The following is an 18,218-nucleotide window of genomic DNA, read 5'->3' as shown; positions in this document are numbered from 1 at the left end:
CGTGGGTCGACATCGACATCGGGACCGACTGGCCGCGGGGGCCGCGTTCGGGTGCGGCGCTGTTGCGACCGCTTCACCCTACTGCGGCCGACGATCACGGTGCGCCCGCACCACCCCCTACTGGTGCGTCTTCGGACGGTGGTTCCTCGCGCGGCACCAGGGACGCGAAGTCGCCCGTGTCTCCAAGGCGCACGAGAAAGGGCCGCAGACGGGTGTATCGGATCGCGGTGATGGAACACGGTTCAACGGAAATCCGCTGGAAGAGGTCGAGATGAAGTCCGAGTGCGTCCGCCACGAGCGACTTGATGATGTCGCCGTGCGAACACATCAGGTACACGGCGTCGGGGCCGTGATCGCGCTCCACGCGCGCGTTCCACTCACGTACCGCCTCGGCGGCGCGGGTCTGCATGGCCCGCATGGACTCGCCGCCGGGGAAGGCGGCCGCGGACGGGTGCGCCTGGACGACCTGCATCAGCGGTTCGTCGTTGAGCTCGGCGAGCTTGCGTCCGGACCAGTCGCCGTACTGGCACTCCCCGATGCGGTCGTCGGTGTGCGCGCGCAGTCCGGGCCGGGCGTCGAGGAGCGGCTGCATGGTCTCCTGGCAGCGCTGCAGGGGACTGGTGACGACCTCGGCGAGCGGCAGCTCGGCGAGCCGCCCGGGCAGGGCGGCGGCCTGCGCCGACCCTCGCTCGTCGAGGGCGATACCGGGCGTCCAGCCCGCGAGCACGCCGGAGGTGTTGGCGGTGGAACGTCCGTGCCGGACGAGGATCAGCGTGGGCATGCGGCCCAGCGTAGGCGTACGACCGGGAACGGCGGCGGGCGGGCGAAGGGAGAATGTGTTCTGTGATCGTCGACTGCGCCATCTATCGGGACGGGCACCGCGCGGAGGGTCCCGAGGACTTTTCGGACGCCTTGGAGGAGGCGCGGGCCGCGGGTGGGTTTGTGTGGATCGGGCTGCACGAGCCCGGCGAGGAGGAGTTCGACCACGTCACCCAGGAGTTCCAGCTGCATCCGCTGGCGGTCGAGGACGCCCTGAAGGCCCATCAGCGGCCCAAGCTGGAGGTGTACGACGACTCGCTGTTCCTGGTGCTGAAGCCGGTCGTGTACGAGCAGGAGAGCGACGCCGTCTCCACCGGCGAGGTCATGGTCTTCCTCGGCGACGGCTTCGTGGTGACCGTCCGGCACGGCGAGGGGACGCCGCTCGCGGCCGTACGGCGTCGGCTGGAGCAGGAGCCCGAACTGCTGGCGAAGGGCCCGACATCGGTGCTGTACGCACTCAGTGACGCGGCCGTCGACCACTACCTGGAAGTGGCGGGCGAGTTGCAGACCGACCTGGAGGAGCTGGAGGCGGAGGTGTTCTCACCGGACAGCGGTGGCTCACGTCACACCGCGTCCCGGATCTACACCTTCAAGCGGCAGGTCCTGGAGTTCCGCCGGGCGACGGGCCCCCTGGCGTTGCCCATGTCCCGCCTCGCGGGCACCGGCTCGTTCGGCGGGCCGGTGCCGTTCGTGGACGACAGGGCGCGGCCCTTCTTCGGGGACGTGAGCGACCACCTCACGCGCGTGAACGAGTCGGTGGAGGGCCTGGACCGGTTGGTGTCGGACATCCTCTCGGCGCATCTGGCGCAGATGAGCGTCCGCCAGAACGACGACATGCGGAAGATCTCCTCGTGGGCGGCCATGGCGGCGATCCCGACGATGATCGCGGGGATCTACGGCATGAACTTCGAGCACATGCCGGAGCTGCGCTGGGTGTGGTCGTACCCGGCGGTGATCGCGTTGATGGGCGCTCTGGAGGTGCTGCTGTACCGGATGTTCAAGCGGCGGGGCTGGCTCTGAGGGGTTCTTGCACTGTGCCTGCGCGACCCGGGCGGGCACAGTGCGAGGACCCCTGAGTCAGGCGAACTCGGGGGCGGTGGTGGCGGGGCCGGCGAGGGCGTCACGGCGCGTCGGCATCGTCAGCGAGACCATGCGCCGCCAGCCCGCGAACCGCTCCCACGCGTACACGGAGTGGATGCCGGCCGCGAGGAGTGCCGACTTGGCCCTCGGCCAGCCGAGGATGCGGCCCATGTGGTCCATGACGGCGAGGCTGACGTCCCGGTAGACGCGGATCTCGGCGAGCGCGCACTCGCGCAGCGTCCGCTGGATGAACCGGCCGTGTCCGGCGGCCGCGAAGCGCAGCAGTTCCTCGTGGGTGTAGGCGAGGTGGTTGTCCTCGTCGTTGGAGATCATCTTGACGGCCTTGCCGACGACCGGGTGGTCCCCGAAGTACTTCCGCAGCATCAGCATCTGCTCGGCGGCGCGCTGTTCGGTGACCCGGCTGTGGGACAGGTAGATGATGAGGTCCTGCACGGTGAGCGGGCGGTCGGCCCTGAGCTTCTCGTGGGCGAGCCCGATGCCGTGCTTCTCCAGGAGCATCGTGTAGTCGGTCTCGTGCGGCACGGGCACGGGATGCAGACCGCGCTTCTTGAGCAGGGCGTTGAAGATCCGCCCGTGCTTGTCCTCGTCGGCGCCGTGGCGGGTGATCTTGGGGGCGAGCGCGCGTTCGCTCTCCGGGACGAGCGCGGCGATCCGGGCGTTCTCCCATCCGCCCTGGCTCTCCCCGCTGGCCGCGATGGAGCAGAAGAGCCGGAAGGACCCGTCGTCGTCGAGGATCTCCTGGAACAGACTCTTGGCCGAAAGCATCGTGGGCACCTCTCCGCAGAATTCCGCAGGATTCCTCAGAGAACGAGTCAAATGCCGCGCGAGGGGCACTGCAACAGCTGTGTGGGACAACTCCGCCAAAGGGAGGACCACCGGGGTCACGGCAGTGGCGTAACCGCGCGCGCCGCGGCGCGTTGTTCCTCATGACGGCCGTGGCGGGGAAGACCCCCGAGCCCCCACCACGGCCGCTGAGACTTGTTACGCCAGCCCGGCCCGCTCCAGGGCCTCCGCGCCGGCGCGCAGGGTGGCGAGCCGCTCCTCCAATGTGAAGCCGGCGGGGGCGAGGCTGAGGGTGGTGACCCCGGCCGCCGCGTAGGCCTTCATCCGGTCGGCGATGCGCTCCACGGAACCGAGCAGCGTGGTGCTGTCGATGAGGTCCTGCGGAATGGCGGCCGCGGCGCCCTGCTTGTCGCCGGAGAGGTACTTCTCCTGGATCTCGGCGGCCTCCCGCTCGTATCCCATGCGCTGGGCGAGCTTGTTGTAGAAGTTCTGCTTGCTGCTGCCCATGCCGCCGACGTACAGGGCGGTGTAGGGGCGGAAGGTGTCGGCGAGCCGGGCGACGTCCTTGTCGTCGCCGACGGCGAGCGGCAGGGTCGGGCAGATGTCGAAGCCGTCGAGGGTCTTGCCGGCCTTCTCGCGCCCCTCCCGCAGGTGCTTGACCGTGGTGTCCTCGAGGTGATCGGCCGAGGGGAAGATGAGCAGGGCGCCGTCGGCGATCTCGCCGGTCTGCTCCAGGTTCTTCGGCCCGATGGCGGCGATGTACAGCGGGATGTGCTCGCGCTCCGGGTGCACGGTCAGCTTGATGGGCTTGCCGGGACCGCCGGGCAGCGGCAGCGTCCAGTGCTCGCCCTCGTACGACAGGCGCTCCCTCGTCATCGCCTTGCGCACGATCTCCACGTACTCGCGCGTGCGGGACAGCGGCTTGTCGAACTTGACGCCGTACCAGCCCTCGGAGACCTGGGGTCCGGACACGCCGAGGCCGAGGCGGAAGCGGCCGCCGGAGAGCGAGTCCAGGGTCGCGGCGGTCATCGCGGTCATCGCGGGCTGCCGGGCCGGGATCTGGAAGATGGCCGAACCGACGTCGATCCGCTCGGTCTGCGCGGCGACCCAACTGAGTACGGTGGCCGCGTCCGACCCGTAGGCCTCGGCGGCCCAGCACACGGCGTACCCGAGCCGGTCCGCCTCCTGGGCCACGGCGAGGTTGTCCGCGTCCATTCCGGCGCCCCAGTAGCCGAGGTTGATCCCGAGCTGCATGGCCCATTCCCCTTTTACTGATCAGTAATGTCCCTGTCGCGGAGACCTTAGCGCGGGGGTGGGCGGCAAGGACGGGGATGTGGTGAGGGTCGCGTACCGGGGCGGGGTCGGCGGGGTGGTCGACGCGGGCGTGTGTTCGGTCGGAGGGGGCCGGCGTCCGGTCGGAGGGGGCCGGGAAATCGGTCGTCCACAGGCAACCCACGTCTTAGTCCTGGCCAGTAGTGTCGGCTGACATGGAGCAGAGGCATCTCGGTCGTACCGGCCTGCGTGTGTCCCGCATCGGGCTCGGCACCCTGATGTGGGGCCGTGGCACCGACGAGCACGACGCGGCGGACCTCTTGAAGACGTTCTGGGAAGCGGGCGGGACCCTCGTCGACACCGCGGACGCGTACGGCGACGGAGAGGCCGAGTATCTGCTCGGACGTCTCATAGAAGGCCTCGTGCCCCGGCGCGACCTCGTCATCTCCACGAAGGCGGGCAGTGTGCCCGATCCTGACCGCCGCTCCGACGGCTCGCGCGGCCATCTGCTCGCCGCGCTCGACGCCTCACTGGCCCGCCTCGGCACGGACTACGTCGACCTGTGGCAGCTGCACGTCTACGACCCCGAGACCCCGCTGGAGGAGAGCCTCCAGGCCCTCGACCTGGCGGTCTCCAGCGGCCGCGCGCGGTACGCGGGCGTCTCCAACTTCTCCGGCTGGCAGCTCGCCAAGGCGGCGACCTGGCAGTTGGCGGCGCCGGGTGTACGGACGCGGCTGGCGGGGACGCAGTTGGAGTACTCGCTGCTGCAGCGCGGGGTGGAGCGCGAGGTGCTGCCCGCCGCGCTGGACCTAGGCATCGGGCTGCTGCCCTCCTCGCCGCTGGGCCGCGGGGTCCTCACCGGCAAGTACCGCGACACCACGCCGTCCGATTCCCGCGGTGCGTCCGAGCACTTCGCGCCGTTCGTCGCGCCGTACCTCGACGACACCGCGAGCCGGATCGTGGACGCGGTGACGACCGCCGCCGACGGGCTCGCGGTGACGCCGCTGCAGGTGGCGCTCGCCTGGGTCCGCGACCGGCCCGGGGTGGCCGCGCCCATCGTCGGCGCGCGCAACGCGCAGCAGCTCACGGCGGCGTTGTCAGTGGAGACCCTTAGTCTTCCTGACGAGATCTGCCGGGCGCTCGACGACGTGTCGGCGCCCGTGCACCGCTATCCCGATCACGACTGGAGCACGCTGTGAGCACGGAGCCGGAGACCACGGAGAACACCGAACCGGGGCCCCCGGAGGCGGAGGACTCCGCCCGGACCGACACCGGGGTGGCGGTCGGCGAGGAGCTGGGGGCGGGGGCCGAAGGCACGGCGGGGGCCGGTGACGTGGTGAAGGGCGCCGAGGGGGAAGCGGGGCGGGAGGCCGAGGGCTCGGCCGAGGCCGGTGACGCGGCCAGGGCTGGTGACTCGGCCGAGGGTGCTGGCTTGGTGGGGGGCGACGACGCGGGCGTAGGCGCTGGGGCCGAAGGCGGGGCCGCCGCCGAGAGCGAGGCCGGCGCCGGTGACGTGACAGCCGGGGGGCAGGCCTCAAGGACCGAGGCTGCTGACGGCAACGACGAGACGGCCGGGGCCCAGGCGTCGCAGGCCGAGGCAGGCGACGGCGACGGCCGGACCACCAGGGCACAGGCATCGGTGGCCGAAGCCGCCGAGGGCGATGACGAGACGGCGGGGGTCCAGGCGTCGCAGGGCGAGGCAGGCGACGGCGGTGGTGACGCGGCCGGGGCGCAGCAGTCTGAAGCTGAGGCTGAGCTTGCGGCGCAGCGGGTGGAGCGGGAGCGGATCGAGCGGCGGAAGGCGGAGAGTAAGGGGCCCATCGCCAGCGGCGGCAAGCTGAGCGGCAAGGCCGCCGATCTGCTCGCGGCGATCAGGGCTGTGGAGAGCGGCGAGAAGCCCGCGGCCACCGTCTTCGCCGAGCCGGAGGCCGCCCCGCGCCGCCCCGCCTCCGAGCCCGTACGGCGCCCGCAGCCCCTGCCTGTCCGGGCCGCCGACGCGCCTGCGGCTCCCGCGCCGGAGACGGTCGCGGCCGTCCGTGGCGTGCTGGTCGGCGGTGGTGCGCCCGAGGCGCTGGCCCCGCAAGTCGCCGCGGTGCTCGGCGAGGGCGCGGAGGACGTGCTGCGCGCGGACCCCTGGCAGTTGCTGCGGGTCGGCGGGGTACGGCCCGAGCAGGCCGACGGGTTCGCGCGGGCCCTGCTCGGCGTGGAGTGCGGCCCGGACGACGAACGGCGCGGTCGCGCGGTCACCGTCTGGCTCCTGGAGCAGGCGGCGCTCGCCGGGCACACCGCCCTGGAGATGCCGACGCTCACCGCGGCACTGTCCCAGCGGGGCGTTCCCGATCCCGACGCGGCCGTGCAGAGCACCCTTGCTGAAGGGGAGGCGCTGGTCTTCCAGGACGCCCTGGAGGAGCCGGGAGCACCGGCACCGGGACCGTCCCGGCAGCAGGAGGGCGCTGAGGAGGAAGAAGGCGAGGAGGAGAGTGCCCGTCCGGTGCGTGTCCTCGTCGGTCTCGAGCGGTACGCACTCGCCGAGGAGAGCCTCGCCGACGGTCTGGCCCGCGTGGTCAACTCCCTGGCCAAGGATGCCCCGACGCCGTGGGAGTCGGTCGTCGCGTCGGCGTCGGGCAGCGCGGCCGAGCTGATCCGTGCCGTCGCCGGGCACGGCCTCGTGCTGCACACCGGCGCGCAGGCGTCCCGCGCGGAGCCGGCGGCCCTGCTCACCGCGGCCCGCGCCCTGGGTCTGCGGGCCGTCGCGGCGGCCCACACGCCCGACGGCCGCCGCCGCTTCGCGGATCTGCTCGCGAGGGCCGAGGGCGGCAGTCGGGGCGCGGACGTGGGCGACAGCCCGCGCGGGGCAGAAGGCCACATGACCGGAGCCGACGAAGCGGGCCGGGGCTCGCGGGCCGACATCGGCCGGCGCGCGACGGAGAGCCACGCACCCGGCTCCGAGGGCGGCGGGCCGAGTGACTCTCGCGGTGCCTCCTCCCCCGCCGTCGTCACCGTCTCCGGGCTCCTCTCCGGTGCCGAAGGTCCCGGTCGGGACGCCGACGGGGCGCTGGATCTGGATCTCCTGGTCGTGCTGGACGCGCCGCAGTTGGACGTGGAGGGCGCGGCGATGCTGGTGGAGTCGCTGCCCGACGGGGCGCGGCTGGTGCTGAGCGGCGACCCGGCGGTGCTGTGGTCGGCCGGTCCGGGGCGGGTCTTCGCCGACCTGCTGGCCGCGCGGGTGTGCCCGCAGGTCGCCTCGCGCACCCCGGACCCGGGCCCGCTGGGCGAGCTCGTCTCGGGTGTGGGCGCCGGGGAGCTCAACCAGGTCGACGCCCCGGGCAAGGAGATCGTGATCGTGCCGGTGCGGGACCCGGGCGAGGCCGTGCACCGCACCGTGCAGCTCGTCGCGGACTCGGTGCCACGTGCCCTCGGTGTCCCGCCCGAGCAGACGGTGGTGATCACCCCGGGCCACGGTGGCGCGGCCGGGACGCGCGCGCTGAACACCGCCCTCAAGGAACGGCTCAACCCCGGTCCCGGCCGCTTCGGCGGTTTCGATCCCGGCGACCGGATCGCCTACTCCCCCGCACCGGGACGTACGCTCCCGGGCCACGTGGTGGAGGCCGACGCCGACGGGCTGCACCTGTCGTGCGCGGGCGCCGCCGTCGTCGTACCGAAAGAGCGGGTGGAGCAGTCCCTGCGGCACGGGTGGGCGCTGACCGCGCACCAGGCCGTGGGCAACCGGTGGCCCGCGGCGGTCGTGGTGCTCCCCGGCGACGCGGCGCAGGCGCTCAGCCGCCCGTGGGTGTACACGGCGTTCGGGCGGGCGGAGCGCCATCTGTCCGTCGTCCACGGCGTGGAACAGGCCCTCCCGAGGGCGGTCGCCGAGGTCCCGGCGAAGCCCCGCACGACTCGCCTGCCCGTACTGCTCAGGACACAGGTGCCGACGGCGGGCTGAGCCGAAGGCCGACGCCGACGACGACGGCGGCGGTACCGGGAGCCGGGCTCTCCGTACCGCCGCCGTCGTCGTCGCGTTTTCCCGGCTGCGGCCCGCGCTAGCGGTCCGCGTCCAGGGGTTCCAGGTCCTCGTCCTCGTCCAGTTCGGCGTCCAGGTCCGCGTCCAGGGCGTCCTCGATGTCGTCGGACTCGTCGTCGGCATCGTCGTCGAGGTCGTCGTCGAAGACCGCGCTGACGTCGAAGCGGCAGACCACCTGCTGCGGGTCGACCTGGTCGAACGGTGCCTCCAGCCACTCGCCGGGGTCGGCCGCCTCGTCCGCGGCCGTCACCCAGAGCGTGGAGTCGCCCTCCTCCAGGCCGAACTCCTTGTGCCGGGAGGCGATTTCGTCCGGTTCGAACTCGCCGAAGAGGAGGCCCAGCGCGCCGTGCACCGTGCCGGCGACCGCCGAGCCCCTGCTCTCGTCGTCCGCCGCCTCGATCCGTTGGGCCTGTGACAGCAGCCGCTGCGGCTCCATCACGGAGTAGTCGCGGCGGATCAGCACGCTCAGCGCGTTCGGTTCCTCGGGACCCGTGTACGGCGGTAGCGAGTCCTCCGCACCGGGGATCTCGAAGGGGGTGACCTCGTCATAGCGGTCGTAGAGCAGTTCGTCGTACACCTCTGCGGCCGCGGCCAGCTGGTTGAACGCCTCGTAGACGGCCGGGTCGTCCTCCCCCGACCTGCGTTCGACCGCGGCCAGGTGGCGGTCGAGCGCGGTCTTGACCGCCTCGGCGGCGGCTCGTACCTCGGCAGCGGTGGGCTGCGCAGCATCAGACATAGTGCAGACGCTATCCGTACCGGACCCCAGCCCGCACAATAGATGCGATGCCGGAATACGAATTTGTCGACGTGTACGTACCGCGCGGGGTCTCCCGCAAGGAAACGGCACGCCTGCTGACGGACCACGCAGAGTACGGGAACTGGGAGTTGTACCGTCTGAGCCTGCTGCGCGACGGCAGCCGCAGGGTGCGGTTGCGCCGGAGGATCATCCGTCAGGCGCGCGCCACGTGGTGAGGTGAGATCGACGGAAACGGAGCGGGCCCCGCGCCGTCGGGGCCCGCTCCGTTGTGCGTGCGCACGTACGCCGTTACGCCGAGGCCCGGGCCTTGCGGTAGAGGACCGCGCCCGCGAGCAGCGCTCCCGCGCCCGCCGGCAGGGCGAGGCCGAGCGGCAGCTCGCTGCCGGTCGCCGCGAGCTGTGCGGTGCCGGCCGCTCCGTCGACGGACTGGGTGCCCGGCTGGTTGGCGTGCGAGCCGCCCGGGCGCTCACCGCCCGGAGTGGACGGCGTACCCGGCGTGCCAGGCTGCTCCGGGTTGCCCGGCTGACCCGGCTGACCCGGGTTTCCGGGCGGGGTGGTCTCGTGACCGCCGTTCGGCGGGGTCGTGTGACCGCCGCCGTTGGCGCAGTCGTCGCCCACGGCAGTGTTGCCGATGCCGATGACGCTGACGCTGTTGCCGCAGGCGTTCACGGGCACGTCGACGGGTGCCTCGACGTGGTTGCCCGAGCCGACGCCGGGCGAGCCCCCGGTGTGCCCGCCCGCGTGCGAGCCGCCGGAACCGCCGTGACCACCCGAGCCCCCGTGACCGCCCGAGTCGCCGTACCCGCCCGAGCCGCCACCGGTGTTGGTGCACGTGTTGCCCGCCGCGGCGTTGCCGATACCGATGACGTTGACGCTGTTGCCGCAGGCGTTGACCGGCACGTCGACCGGTGCCTGGACGGTGTTGCCCGACGCGACTCCGGGCGAGCCTCCGGTGTGCCCGCTCGCGTGCGAGCCGCCGTGGCCGCCGTGGCCGCCGGAGTCCCCGTACCCGCTCGACGCGCCGCCGCCCCCACCGGTGTTGGCGCACTTGTTGCCCGCCGCGGGGTTGAGGAGCCCGACGACGTCGACGGTGTTGCCGCAGACGTTCACCGGCACGTGCAAGGGCGCCTGCACCGTGTTGCCGGACGCCACGCCCGGCGAGTTGCCGGCGGAGCCGCTCGCACCCGAGTCGGCGTGGGCGTAGCCGCCGGCGGCGGCGAGGACGCCGGTCGCGGCCGCCACCGTCATGAGGCCTTTGCGGGTGACCTGTCGCATTGCTGAATCCCTGCCTTCGACCATGTCTCGAATTCTTGCCACGAATCTTCTGTCGCGAATTCTTGGATTCCGGCACGGAACGGTCCCGGAATTGTTCGCGAAAAGACCGGTCGGCCCCGGAGCGCATGGCGCGCGCTCCAGGGCCGACCTAGTGGACGCCCCCTAGAGGGTCGACGTCACTTGTTGATGCAGACGTTGCCGAAGGCGGGGTTCAGCAGACCGATCACGGAGACCGTGTTGCCGCACACGTTCACCGGGACGTGAACGGGAACCTGAACAACGTTGCCGGACACGACGCCCGGGGAGTGCACGGCGGCACCCTGAGCACCGGAGTCGGCGACGGCCAGACCGGCACCCGCGAGAACCAGACCACCGGTGGCAGCCGCAGCGGCGATGACCTTCTTGATCATTATTCCTCCTCGTAGGTAAAAGCGATCCTGTTCGCTGATCGCATCACCTGTAACGAGGAGGGAGTAATGAGGCTACGAGCTTATGGTCGCATTCACTCTTCTCAGTCGGTTCCGCACATGCGGCCGAATACCGAAGTCATCTGCGTGTCTTTTACGTGTCTCAGGACGCGTCGATGAACCGGTCGAGCACCCGTACGCCGAACTTCAGACCGTCCACCGGCACCCGCTCGTCGACGCCGTGGAACATGCCCGCGAAGTCCAGCTCGGGCGGCAGCTTCAGCGGCGCGAAGCCGAAACCGCGGATGCCGAGGTCGTCGAAGGACTTCGCGTCCGTGCCGCCGGAGAGCATGTAGGGGATCGCCTTCGCGGCCGGGTCCTCGGCCAGCAGCGCGGACTGCATGGCGTCCACGAGGGCCCCGTCGAAGGTGGTCTCGACGGCCTTGTCGGCGTGCACGTCCTCCCGCCGCACCTTCGGACCGAGGATCCGGTCGAGGTCGGCGAGGAACTCCTCCTCGAACCCGGGCAGGAACCGCCCGTCGACGTGCGCGGTGGCCTCGCCGGGGATGACGTTGACCTTGTAACCGGCGCCGAGCTGGGTGGGGTTGGCCGTGTTGCTCAGGGTCGCGCCGATGAGCTTGGCGATGCCGCCGAGCCTGGCGAGCGTGCCCTCCATGTTCTCGGGGTCGAGTTCGGTGCCGAGGGCGTCGCCGAGTTCGTCGAGGAAGGCCCGGGTGGTCTTGGTGACCCGCACCGGGAACTTGTGACGCCCGAGCCGCGCGACGGCCTCCGACAGCTCCGTGATGGCGTTGTCCCGGTGGATCATCGATCCGTGTCCGGCCGTGCCGGCCACGGTGAGCTTCATCCAGTGCATGCCCTTCTCGGCCGTCTGGATCAGGTAGAGCCGCCGCTGCTCGCTCACGGTGAACGAGAACCCGCCCACCTCGCTGATCGCCTCGGTGACGCCGTCGAAAAGGTCCCGGTGGTGGTCGACGAGGTACCGGGCGCCGAACTTCCCGCCCGCCTCCTCGTCCGCGAGGAAGGCGAGGACGATGTCGCGCGGGGGCCTGCGCCCGCTGCGCAGCCGGTCGCGGACGACCGCCAGGGTCATCGCGTCCATGTCCTTCATGTCGACGGCGCCGCGCCCCCAGACGCACCCGTCGGCGACCTCGCCCGAGAAGGGGTGGTGGGTCCAGTCGTCCGCGTTGGCCGGTACGACGTCGGTGTGACCGTGGATGAGCAGCGCGGGCCTGGAGGGGTCCTCGCCCTGGATGCGGGCCACGGTGGAGGCGCGGCCCGGGGCCGACTCGAAGATCTGCGGTTCGAGGCCCACCTCGGCGAGCTTCTCGGCGACGTACTCGGCCGCCTTGCGCTCGCCCGGGCCCGAGTGGTCGCCGTAGTTGCTGGTGTCGATCCGGATCAGCTCGCGGCAGAGGTCCACGACCTCGTCCTCGCCGGTGACGGTCCTGGCCGTGTCCGTGTCGCTCACGCTGCTTCCTCCCACTGTCACTGCTGGTCGGTCTCCCTCATCCTCCCCCTCCTCCCGGCCCGACCCCAAGACCGGTCCCGGCCCGTCACACGCCGTTCACGCGAGGGACCGGGGGCCGAGGCGAGGTCCGGACGGACTCCGGGACGCGGTCGGGGGGTGATCAGGGGGACCTCGAAAGCCTGGTAATGTTTCCTCTGTCGCCGCGGGGAGAACCCGCACGACAGACACCTTGTCCGGGTGGCGGAATGGCAGACGCGCTAGCTTGAGGTGCTAGTGCCCTTTATCGGGCGTGGGGGTTCAAGTCCCCCCTCGGACACGCGAGATGAGCGAGGGCTCGCGACCACTTGGTCGCGGGCCCTCGCTCGTTGTGTGGGCCATCTCTCGTCGGTTCGAAGATCGCGCAGGTCAGCACCGCCCGATCCCTCCCCCGAGCTCCCCGGAACACCCCCGAACAGCCGTTCCGAGTGGCCGACAGAAAAGGGCGAGCCCAGCGTCGTACTAAAATTTCCGGCTTGTTACGAGGCTGGACCGGACAACCCCAGGCAGACCTGCGGGCCCGCCGGCGCCCCGGAGGCTTCCGGGATCGAGACGCGAGGACCGATGGCAGCCATACACGAGGGCAGTGCCCTCGGCCTGCTCGACGAAGAGATCCGCGAACGGTTCGGCGACAGGGCACGTTTCTCCGGAGGGCCGGCGGCCTCTCCCCGCACGCTGGTCGACGTCTTCGAGGCGTCGGTGCGGTCGTACCCGGACGAACTCGCCCTCGACGACGGTACGAGCCGTCTCACCTACCGCGGGCTCGCCATCCAGGTGGACCGGCTGCGGCGCCGGCTGGCCGCCGCGGGCGTCGGGCTGGGCGACCGGGTGGGTGTCCGGGTCCCGTCCGGGACGAACGACCTGTACGTGGCGATTCTCGCCGTGCTGGCCGCCGGCGCCGCCTATGTGCCCGTGGACGCCGAGGACCCCGACGAGCGGGCCGAGTTGGTCTTCGGGGAGGCGGACGTGCGGGCCGTCGTCGGGAAGGGCCACGAGATCGCCGTGCACGGCGTGTCCGACGTGCCCGCCGCGCGGCCCGGCACCGAGCACGACGCGTGGGTGATCTTCACCTCCGGCTCCACCGGCAAGCCGAAGGGCGTCGCCGTGAGCCACCGCAGCGCGGCCGCCTTCGTGGACGCCGAGGCGGCGCTGTTCCTGACCGAGGATCCGATCGGGCCCGGCGACCGGGTCATGGCGGGTCTGTCGGTCGCGTTCGACGCCTCCTGCGAGGAGATGTGGCTGGCGTGGCGGTACGGGGCCTGTCTGGTGCCGGTGCCGCGCTCGCAGGTCCGCAGCGGTGCCGATCTCGGGCCGTGGCTGGTCGAGCAGGAGATCACCGTCGTCTCGACCGTGCCGACGCTGGCCGCGCTGTGGGAGCCGGAGGCTCTCAACGACGTACGGCTGCTGATCTTCGGTGGCGAGGCGTGCCCGCCCGAGCTGGCGCAGCGGCTGGTGACGGAGGGGCGCGAGGTCTGGAACACCTACGGGCCGACCGAGGCGACCGTGGTGGCCTGTGCGGCTCTGATGACCGGTGAGGAGCCGATCCGGATCGGGCTGCCGCTGGACGGCTGGGAGCTGGCGGTCGTCGACGAGGCCGGGGAGCCGGTGCCGATGGGCGGCAGTGGGCAACTGGTGATCGGTGGTGTGGGGCTCGCCCGGTACCTCGACGCCGAGAAGGACGCGGAGAAGTACGCGCCCCTGGAGTCACTGGGCTGGGAGCGGGCGTACCGCAGCGGTGACCTCGTACGGGCCGACGCCGAGGGACTCGTGTTCCTCGGGCGGGCCGACGAGCAGATCAAGCTCGGCGGGCGGCGCATCGAGCTGGGCGAGGTGGACGCGGCCCTGCAGGCGCTGCCCGGTGTGGCCGGGGCTGCCGCCGCCGTGCGGACCGCCCGCAGCGGCAACCAGCTCCTCGTCGGCTATGTCGTCACCCAGGACGGCTGGGACCACGCGGCGGCCGTCGAGCGGCTGCGCGCCGAACTGCCCGCCGCCCTGGTCCCGCTGCTCGCGCCGGTGGACGACCTGCCGACGCGGACGAGCGGCAAGGTGGACCGCAACGCGCTGCCTTGGCCGCTGGAGGGCCTGGAGGCCGGCGGACCGGCCGAGCAGCTCTACGGCACCGAGGCGTGGCTGGCCGAGCAGTGGACGGAGGTCCTCGGCATCCTGGTCACCAGCGCTCAGGACGACTTCTTCGCCATCGGCGGCAGCAGCCTGGCCGCCGCCCAGCTCACCACCCGGCTGCGCACCCGCTACCCGAGCGCCGCCGTCCTCGACATCTACCAGCGGCCGACCCTGCGCAAGCTGGCCCGCCGCCTCGAGGAGTCCGCGCAGGACGACGGTGCCGCGCGCGTGGTCGTGCCGGTGCCGCGGCGCGCCCAGGCGATCCAGCTCCTGCTGCTCGTCCCGCTGTTCACGCTGCTCGGGCTGCGCTGGACGGTGGCGCTCGCCGCGGTCGGCAACCTCCTGCCGGCCTACTCCTGGCTGCCGACGGCTCCCTGGTGGCTCGTCGTCGTCGGGGCTGTCCTCTTCTTCAGTCCGCCGGGGCGGCTCGCGCTCGCCGCGGGCGGGGCGCGGCTGCTGCTGAGGGGGGTGCGACCGGGCACGTACGCCCGGGGCGGCAGCGTGCATCTGCGGCTGTGGGCGGCCGAGCGGCTGGTCGAGTTCACCGGGGCGACCTCGCTCACCGGATCCTGGCTGGAGCGGTACGCGCGGGCGCTGGGCGCCAGGGTCGGGCCGGACGTGGACCTGCACTCACTGCCGCCGGTCACCGGGATGCTCAAGCTGGGCCGCGGCGCGGCCGTCGAGTCCGAGGTGGACCTGTCCGGGTACTGGCTGGACGGTGACCACCTGGAGATCGGGCCGGTCAAGGTCGGCGCGCACGCCGTCGTCGGCACGCGCAGTTCGCTGTTCCCGGGCGCCCGTGTCGGCAAGCGCGCCGAGGTGGCGCCGGGTTCGGCGGTCACCCGGCAGATCCCCACGGGGCAGCGCTGGGCGGGCGCGCCCGCGGTCAAGCTGGGCAAGGCCAAGCGCAACTGGCCGAAGGAGCGGCCGGCGCGGGGCAGGTACTGGCGGGCGGTCTACGGCGTGACCGGGTTCGCACTGACGCTGCTGCCGGTGGTGGCGGGCGGCGCGGCATTCGCCGTCGCGCACCTGTTCATCACTCCGGACGCTCCGCTGCGGGGCGCCGCTCTCGCGCTGGTGCCGGCGACGCTCGCCTACGGGCTGGCATACGCGGTGCTGCTTCTGGTCGCCGTACGGCTGCTGAGCCTGGGGCTGCGCGAGGGGACGTATCCCACGCACAGCAGGACCGGCTGGCAGGCGTGGACGGTCACGCAGTTGATGGACCGCTCGCGGGAGACGCTGTTCCCGCTGTACGCGGGGCTGGTGACACCGGTGTGGCTGCGGCTGCTCGGGATGCGGATCGGCAAGGGCGCGGAGGTGTCGACCGTGCTCGCGCTGCCGAGCCTGACCACGGTGGGCGAGGGCGCCTTCCTGGCCGACGACACGTTGACCGCGCCGTACGAGCTCGGTGGTGGCTGGGTTCGGATCGGGCGTGCGGAGATCGGGCGGCGGGCGTTCCTCGGCAACTCGGGGATGACCGCGCCGGGACGGTCCGTGCCGGACGGCGGGCTTGTGGGGGTGCTGTCGGCGACGCCGAAGAAGGCGAAGAAGGGCAGTTCGTATCTGGGCCTGCCGCCGGTCAGGCTGCCGCGGAACGCCTCCGACGGTGACGGCAGCCGGACGTACGACCCGCCCGCGCGGCTGCTGTGGGCGCGCGGGCTGGTGGAGCTGTGCCGGCTGGTTCCGGTGTTCTGCTCGGCGGCGCTGGCCGTGCTGACGGTGGCGGCGCTGTGCGTGCTGGGTGTCTGGGCGCCACTGCTGTCGGGGCTGGTGCTGCTCGTGGCGGGCGGCGTGGCCGGGCTGGTGTCCGTCGTCGCGAAGTGGCTGCTCGTGGGCCGGCATCACGCGGGTGAGCATCCGCTGTGGAGCGGATTCGTGTGGCGCAACGAGCTGGCGGACACCTTCGTCGAGGTGCTGGCGGTGCCGTGGCTGGCCGGTGCGGTGCCGGGGACGCCGGTGATGACGGCGTGGCTGCGCGGGCTCGGGGCGCGGATCGGCCGGGGTGTCTGGGTGGAGAGCTACTGGCTGCCGGAGACGGACCTGGTGACGCTGGAGGACGCGGCGACGGTGAACCGGGGCTGTGTGCTCCAGACCCACCTCTTCCACGACCGGATCTTGCGAACGGATAATGTGGTCCTCCGTGAGGGCGCGACGCTGGGTCCTGGCGGCATCGTGCTGCCCGGCAGCACGGTGGGGGCCCGTACGACACTGGGTCCCGCGTCGCTCGTCATGGCCGCGGAGTCCGTTCCCGACGACACCCGCTGGCTCGGCAACCCGATCGAGGCATGGCGTCCGTGAGCGCGGGCCGCTCGGAGCCGGCGGGCGGTGCACCGGCATGGAGTGGCAGCACAGCGCAGGGAGCAGACGCGGCAGTGGCAGTTCAGCAGGCAGGCGGTCCGGACCCGTACTTCCCGGGCAACGGCGATCCCCGGTACCGGGTGCACCGCTATGAACTCACGCTGGACTACCGGCCCGGCCCGAACCGGTTGTCGGGGGCGGCGCGGATCAATGCCATAGCGGGGCGGTCGCCGCTCAACGAGTTCCAGCTCAACCTGGCCGACTTCAAGATCGGCCGGGTCCGCGTCGACGGTAAGCAGGCGCACTACACCCACCGGGGCGGCAGGCTGCGCGTCCGGCCCGCCAAGCCGGTCCGGTCCGGGGCTGCCTTCACCGTGGAGGTGCACTGGTCGGGCAACCCCAAGCCGGTCAACAGCCCCTGGGGCGGGATCGGCTGGGAGGAGCTGGGCGACGGGGCGCTGGTGGCGAGCCAGCCGGTCGGGGCGCCCTCGTGGTATCCGTGCAACGACCGGCCCGCCGACAAGGCGTCCTACCAGATCTCGATCACGACGCCCTCGGCGTACGCGGTGGTGGCGGGCGGGCGCCTGCTGACCCGTACGACGAAGGCGTCGACGACGACCTGGGTGTACGAGCAGTCCGCGCCGACGTCCAGCTATCTGGTCGGGCTGTCGATCGGCAAGTACCAGACGGTGCTGCTGGGCGACCCGGGGCTGGGCGGTGTGCCGCAGCACGGGCACATTCCGGCGCACCTGTTGCCGGAGTTCTCACGGGACTTCGCGCGCCAGCCCGGGATGATGCACCTCTTCCAGCAGCTCTTCGGGCCGTACCCGTTCGACGAGTACGCGGTCGTCGTGACGGAGGAAGACCTCGATGTGCCCGTCGAGGCACAGGGGTTGTCGCTGTTCGGCGCCAACCACGTGGACGGGGCGCGGGGTTCGGAGCGGCTGGTGGCGCACGAGCTGGCGCACCAGTGGTTCGGCAACAGCGTGTCCATCGCGGACTGGCGGCACATCTGGCTGAACGAGGGGTTCGCCAAGTACGCGGAGTGGCTGTGGTCGGAGCGTTCAGGCGGCCGCAGCGCACAGCAACTCGCGGCCGCCGCACACCGGTTGCTGTCGTCGCTGCCGCAGGATCTCCAACTCGCCGATCCCGGGCGGAAGTCGATGTTCGACGACCGCCTCTACGAGCGGGGCGGGCTCACCGTGCACGCGGTGCGCTGCGCGATGGGCGACGACGCCTTCTTCCGTATGCTGCGCGCCTGGGTCGGCCTGCACCGGGGCGGTTCCGTGACCACGGCGACGTTCACCGCGCACGTGGCCCGCTTCGCATCCGAGCCGCTGGACGAGCTGTTCGATGCGTGGCTGTACGGGACGGCGCTGCCGCCGCTGCCCACGGCGTAGGCGTGGGTCTACGGCGGTGGGCCGTCGGGGCTCAGGAGTGGGGTACAGCAGAATGAGGGCATGTCCCGACGTACTCCCTGCCCTTGCGGTCTCACCGAGACCTACGAAACGTGCTGTGGCCGATTCCACCGGGGTGAGGCCGCGGCGCCGACCGCCGAGGCGCTCATGCGCTCCCGCTACAGCGCCTTCTCGAAAGGGGACGAGGCATACCTGCTGCGGACCTGGCATCCGCGAACCCGCCCGGCCGGGGTCGACTTCGACCCCGGGATGCGGTGGACGGGCCTGGAGATCCTCGACACGGCGGACGGCACGGCGTTCCACACGACCGGGACGGTGACCTTCCGCGCCTCGTTCCGGGGCGGCACGCTGCACGAGCGCAGCCGGTTCGAGCGGGTCGACGGCGCGTGGGTGTACGTCGACGGGGATTTCCTGGACTGAC

Annotated in this window: 14 protein-coding genes and 1 tRNA gene; 8 read left to right on the top strand and 7 right to left on the bottom strand. The window is 72.0% G+C overall.

Annotation, left to right across the window (positions count from 1 at the left end; translation table 11 throughout):
- Nucleotides 1-94: 94 nt before the first annotated feature.
- A complete protein-coding gene (locus tag AC067M_RS13425; protein ID WP_478697149.1) occupies nucleotides 95-781 on the bottom strand; it encodes a histidine phosphatase family protein in 687 nt (228 codons plus the stop codon).
- Between the two features lie 62 nt (nucleotides 782-843).
- Between AC067M_RS13425 and AC067M_RS13420 the strand changes: the two genes are divergently transcribed.
- On the top strand, nucleotides 844-1,839 hold the full coding sequence (locus tag AC067M_RS13420; protein WP_478697148.1) for a magnesium and cobalt transport protein CorA: 996 nt from the start codon (nucleotides 844-846) through the stop codon (nucleotides 1,837-1,839).
- A gap of 57 nt (nucleotides 1,840-1,896) precedes the next feature.
- On the opposite strand, the gene AC067M_RS13415 is transcribed toward AC067M_RS13420, so the two are convergent.
- Nucleotides 1,897-2,685 carry a ferritin-like domain-containing protein gene (locus AC067M_RS13415; RefSeq protein ID WP_478697147.1) on the bottom strand — a complete coding sequence of 263 codons (789 nt, stop codon included), beginning with the start codon at nucleotides 2,683-2,685 and terminating at the stop codon, nucleotides 1,897-1,899.
- 216 nt (nucleotides 2,686-2,901) lie between these two features.
- A complete protein-coding gene (locus AC067M_RS13410; RefSeq protein ID WP_478697146.1) occupies nucleotides 2,902-3,957 on the bottom strand; it encodes an LLM class F420-dependent oxidoreductase in 1,056 nt (351 codons plus the stop codon).
- Between the two features lie 233 nt (nucleotides 3,958-4,190).
- Here AC067M_RS13410 and AC067M_RS13405 point away from each other — a divergent pair, with 233 nt between their 5' ends.
- On the top strand, nucleotides 4,191-5,174 hold the full coding sequence (locus tag AC067M_RS13405; RefSeq protein WP_478697145.1) for an aldo/keto reductase: 984 nt from the start codon (nucleotides 4,191-4,193) through the stop codon (nucleotides 5,172-5,174).
- Complete coding sequence (locus tag AC067M_RS13400) at nucleotides 5,171-7,918, top strand: helix-hairpin-helix domain-containing protein (RefSeq protein WP_478697144.1); 2,748 nt, start codon at nucleotides 5,171-5,173, stop codon at nucleotides 7,916-7,918. Before AC067M_RS13405 ends, AC067M_RS13400 begins: the two co-directional genes overlap by 4 nt.
- A 97-nt stretch (nucleotides 7,919-8,015) precedes the next feature.
- Here AC067M_RS13400 and AC067M_RS13395 read toward each other — a convergent pair whose 3' ends face one another.
- Entirely contained in the window at nucleotides 8,016-8,732 is a 717-nt protein-coding gene (locus AC067M_RS13395) for a hypothetical protein (RefSeq protein ID WP_478697143.1), read from the bottom strand.
- Nucleotides 8,733-8,779: 47 nt separating this feature from the next.
- Here AC067M_RS13395 and AC067M_RS13390 point away from each other — a divergent pair, with 47 nt between their 5' ends.
- The gene (locus tag AC067M_RS13390) at nucleotides 8,780-8,968 is read left to right on the top strand and encodes a DUF5703 family protein (protein ID WP_133929332.1); all 189 of its coding nucleotides are present in this window, start codon (nucleotides 8,780-8,782) and stop codon (nucleotides 8,966-8,968) included.
- Between the two features lie 73 nt (nucleotides 8,969-9,041).
- On the opposite strand, the gene AC067M_RS13385 is transcribed toward AC067M_RS13390, so the two are convergent.
- From AC067M_RS13385 to AC067M_RS13375, 3 genes are all read right to left on the bottom strand, one after another.
- A complete protein-coding gene (locus AC067M_RS13385) occupies nucleotides 9,042-10,028 on the bottom strand; it encodes a chaplin (protein WP_478697142.1) in 987 nt (328 codons plus the stop codon).
- A 176-nt stretch (nucleotides 10,029-10,204) separates the two neighbouring features.
- Nucleotides 10,205-10,438, bottom strand: a complete 234-nt coding sequence (gene chpH, locus AC067M_RS13380; RefSeq protein ID WP_478697141.1) for a chaplin ChpH — start codon at nucleotides 10,436-10,438, stop codon at nucleotides 10,205-10,207.
- Between the two features lie 160 nt (nucleotides 10,439-10,598).
- The gene (locus AC067M_RS13375; RefSeq protein WP_478697140.1) at nucleotides 10,599-11,924 is read right to left on the bottom strand and encodes a M20/M25/M40 family metallo-hydrolase; all 1,326 of its coding nucleotides are present in this window, start codon (nucleotides 11,922-11,924) and stop codon (nucleotides 10,599-10,601) included.
- 231 nt (nucleotides 11,925-12,155) lie between these two features.
- Here AC067M_RS13375 and AC067M_RS13370 point away from each other — a divergent pair.
- The 4 genes from AC067M_RS13370 to AC067M_RS13355 all read left to right on the top strand — a co-directional run bounded on the left by AC067M_RS13370 (nucleotide 12,156) and on the right by AC067M_RS13355 (nucleotide 18,217).
- A tRNA-Leu gene (locus AC067M_RS13370) sits at nucleotides 12,156-12,240 on the top strand.
- Between the two features lie 284 nt (nucleotides 12,241-12,524).
- Nucleotides 12,525-16,379 carry a Pls/PosA family non-ribosomal peptide synthetase gene (locus tag AC067M_RS13365; RefSeq protein WP_478697139.1) on the top strand — a complete coding sequence of 1,285 codons (3,855 nt, stop codon included), beginning with the start codon at nucleotides 12,525-12,527 and terminating at the stop codon, nucleotides 16,377-16,379.
- A gap of 74 nt (nucleotides 16,380-16,453) precedes the next feature.
- Nucleotides 16,454-17,779, top strand: a complete 1,326-nt coding sequence (locus tag AC067M_RS13360) for a M1 family metallopeptidase (RefSeq protein WP_478697138.1) — start codon at nucleotides 16,454-16,456, stop codon at nucleotides 17,777-17,779.
- Nucleotides 17,780-17,839: 60 nt separating this feature from the next.
- A complete protein-coding gene (locus tag AC067M_RS13355) occupies nucleotides 17,840-18,217 on the top strand; it encodes a YchJ family protein (protein WP_478697137.1) in 378 nt (125 codons plus the stop codon).
- The last annotated feature ends 1 nt before the right edge of the window (nucleotide 18,218 follow it).

The organism is Streptomyces sp. NPDC043427 (assembly GCF_056436655.1).
The sequence above is the reverse complement of the archived record's forward strand: the minus strand, read 5'-3'. Positions and strand labels throughout refer to the sequence as shown.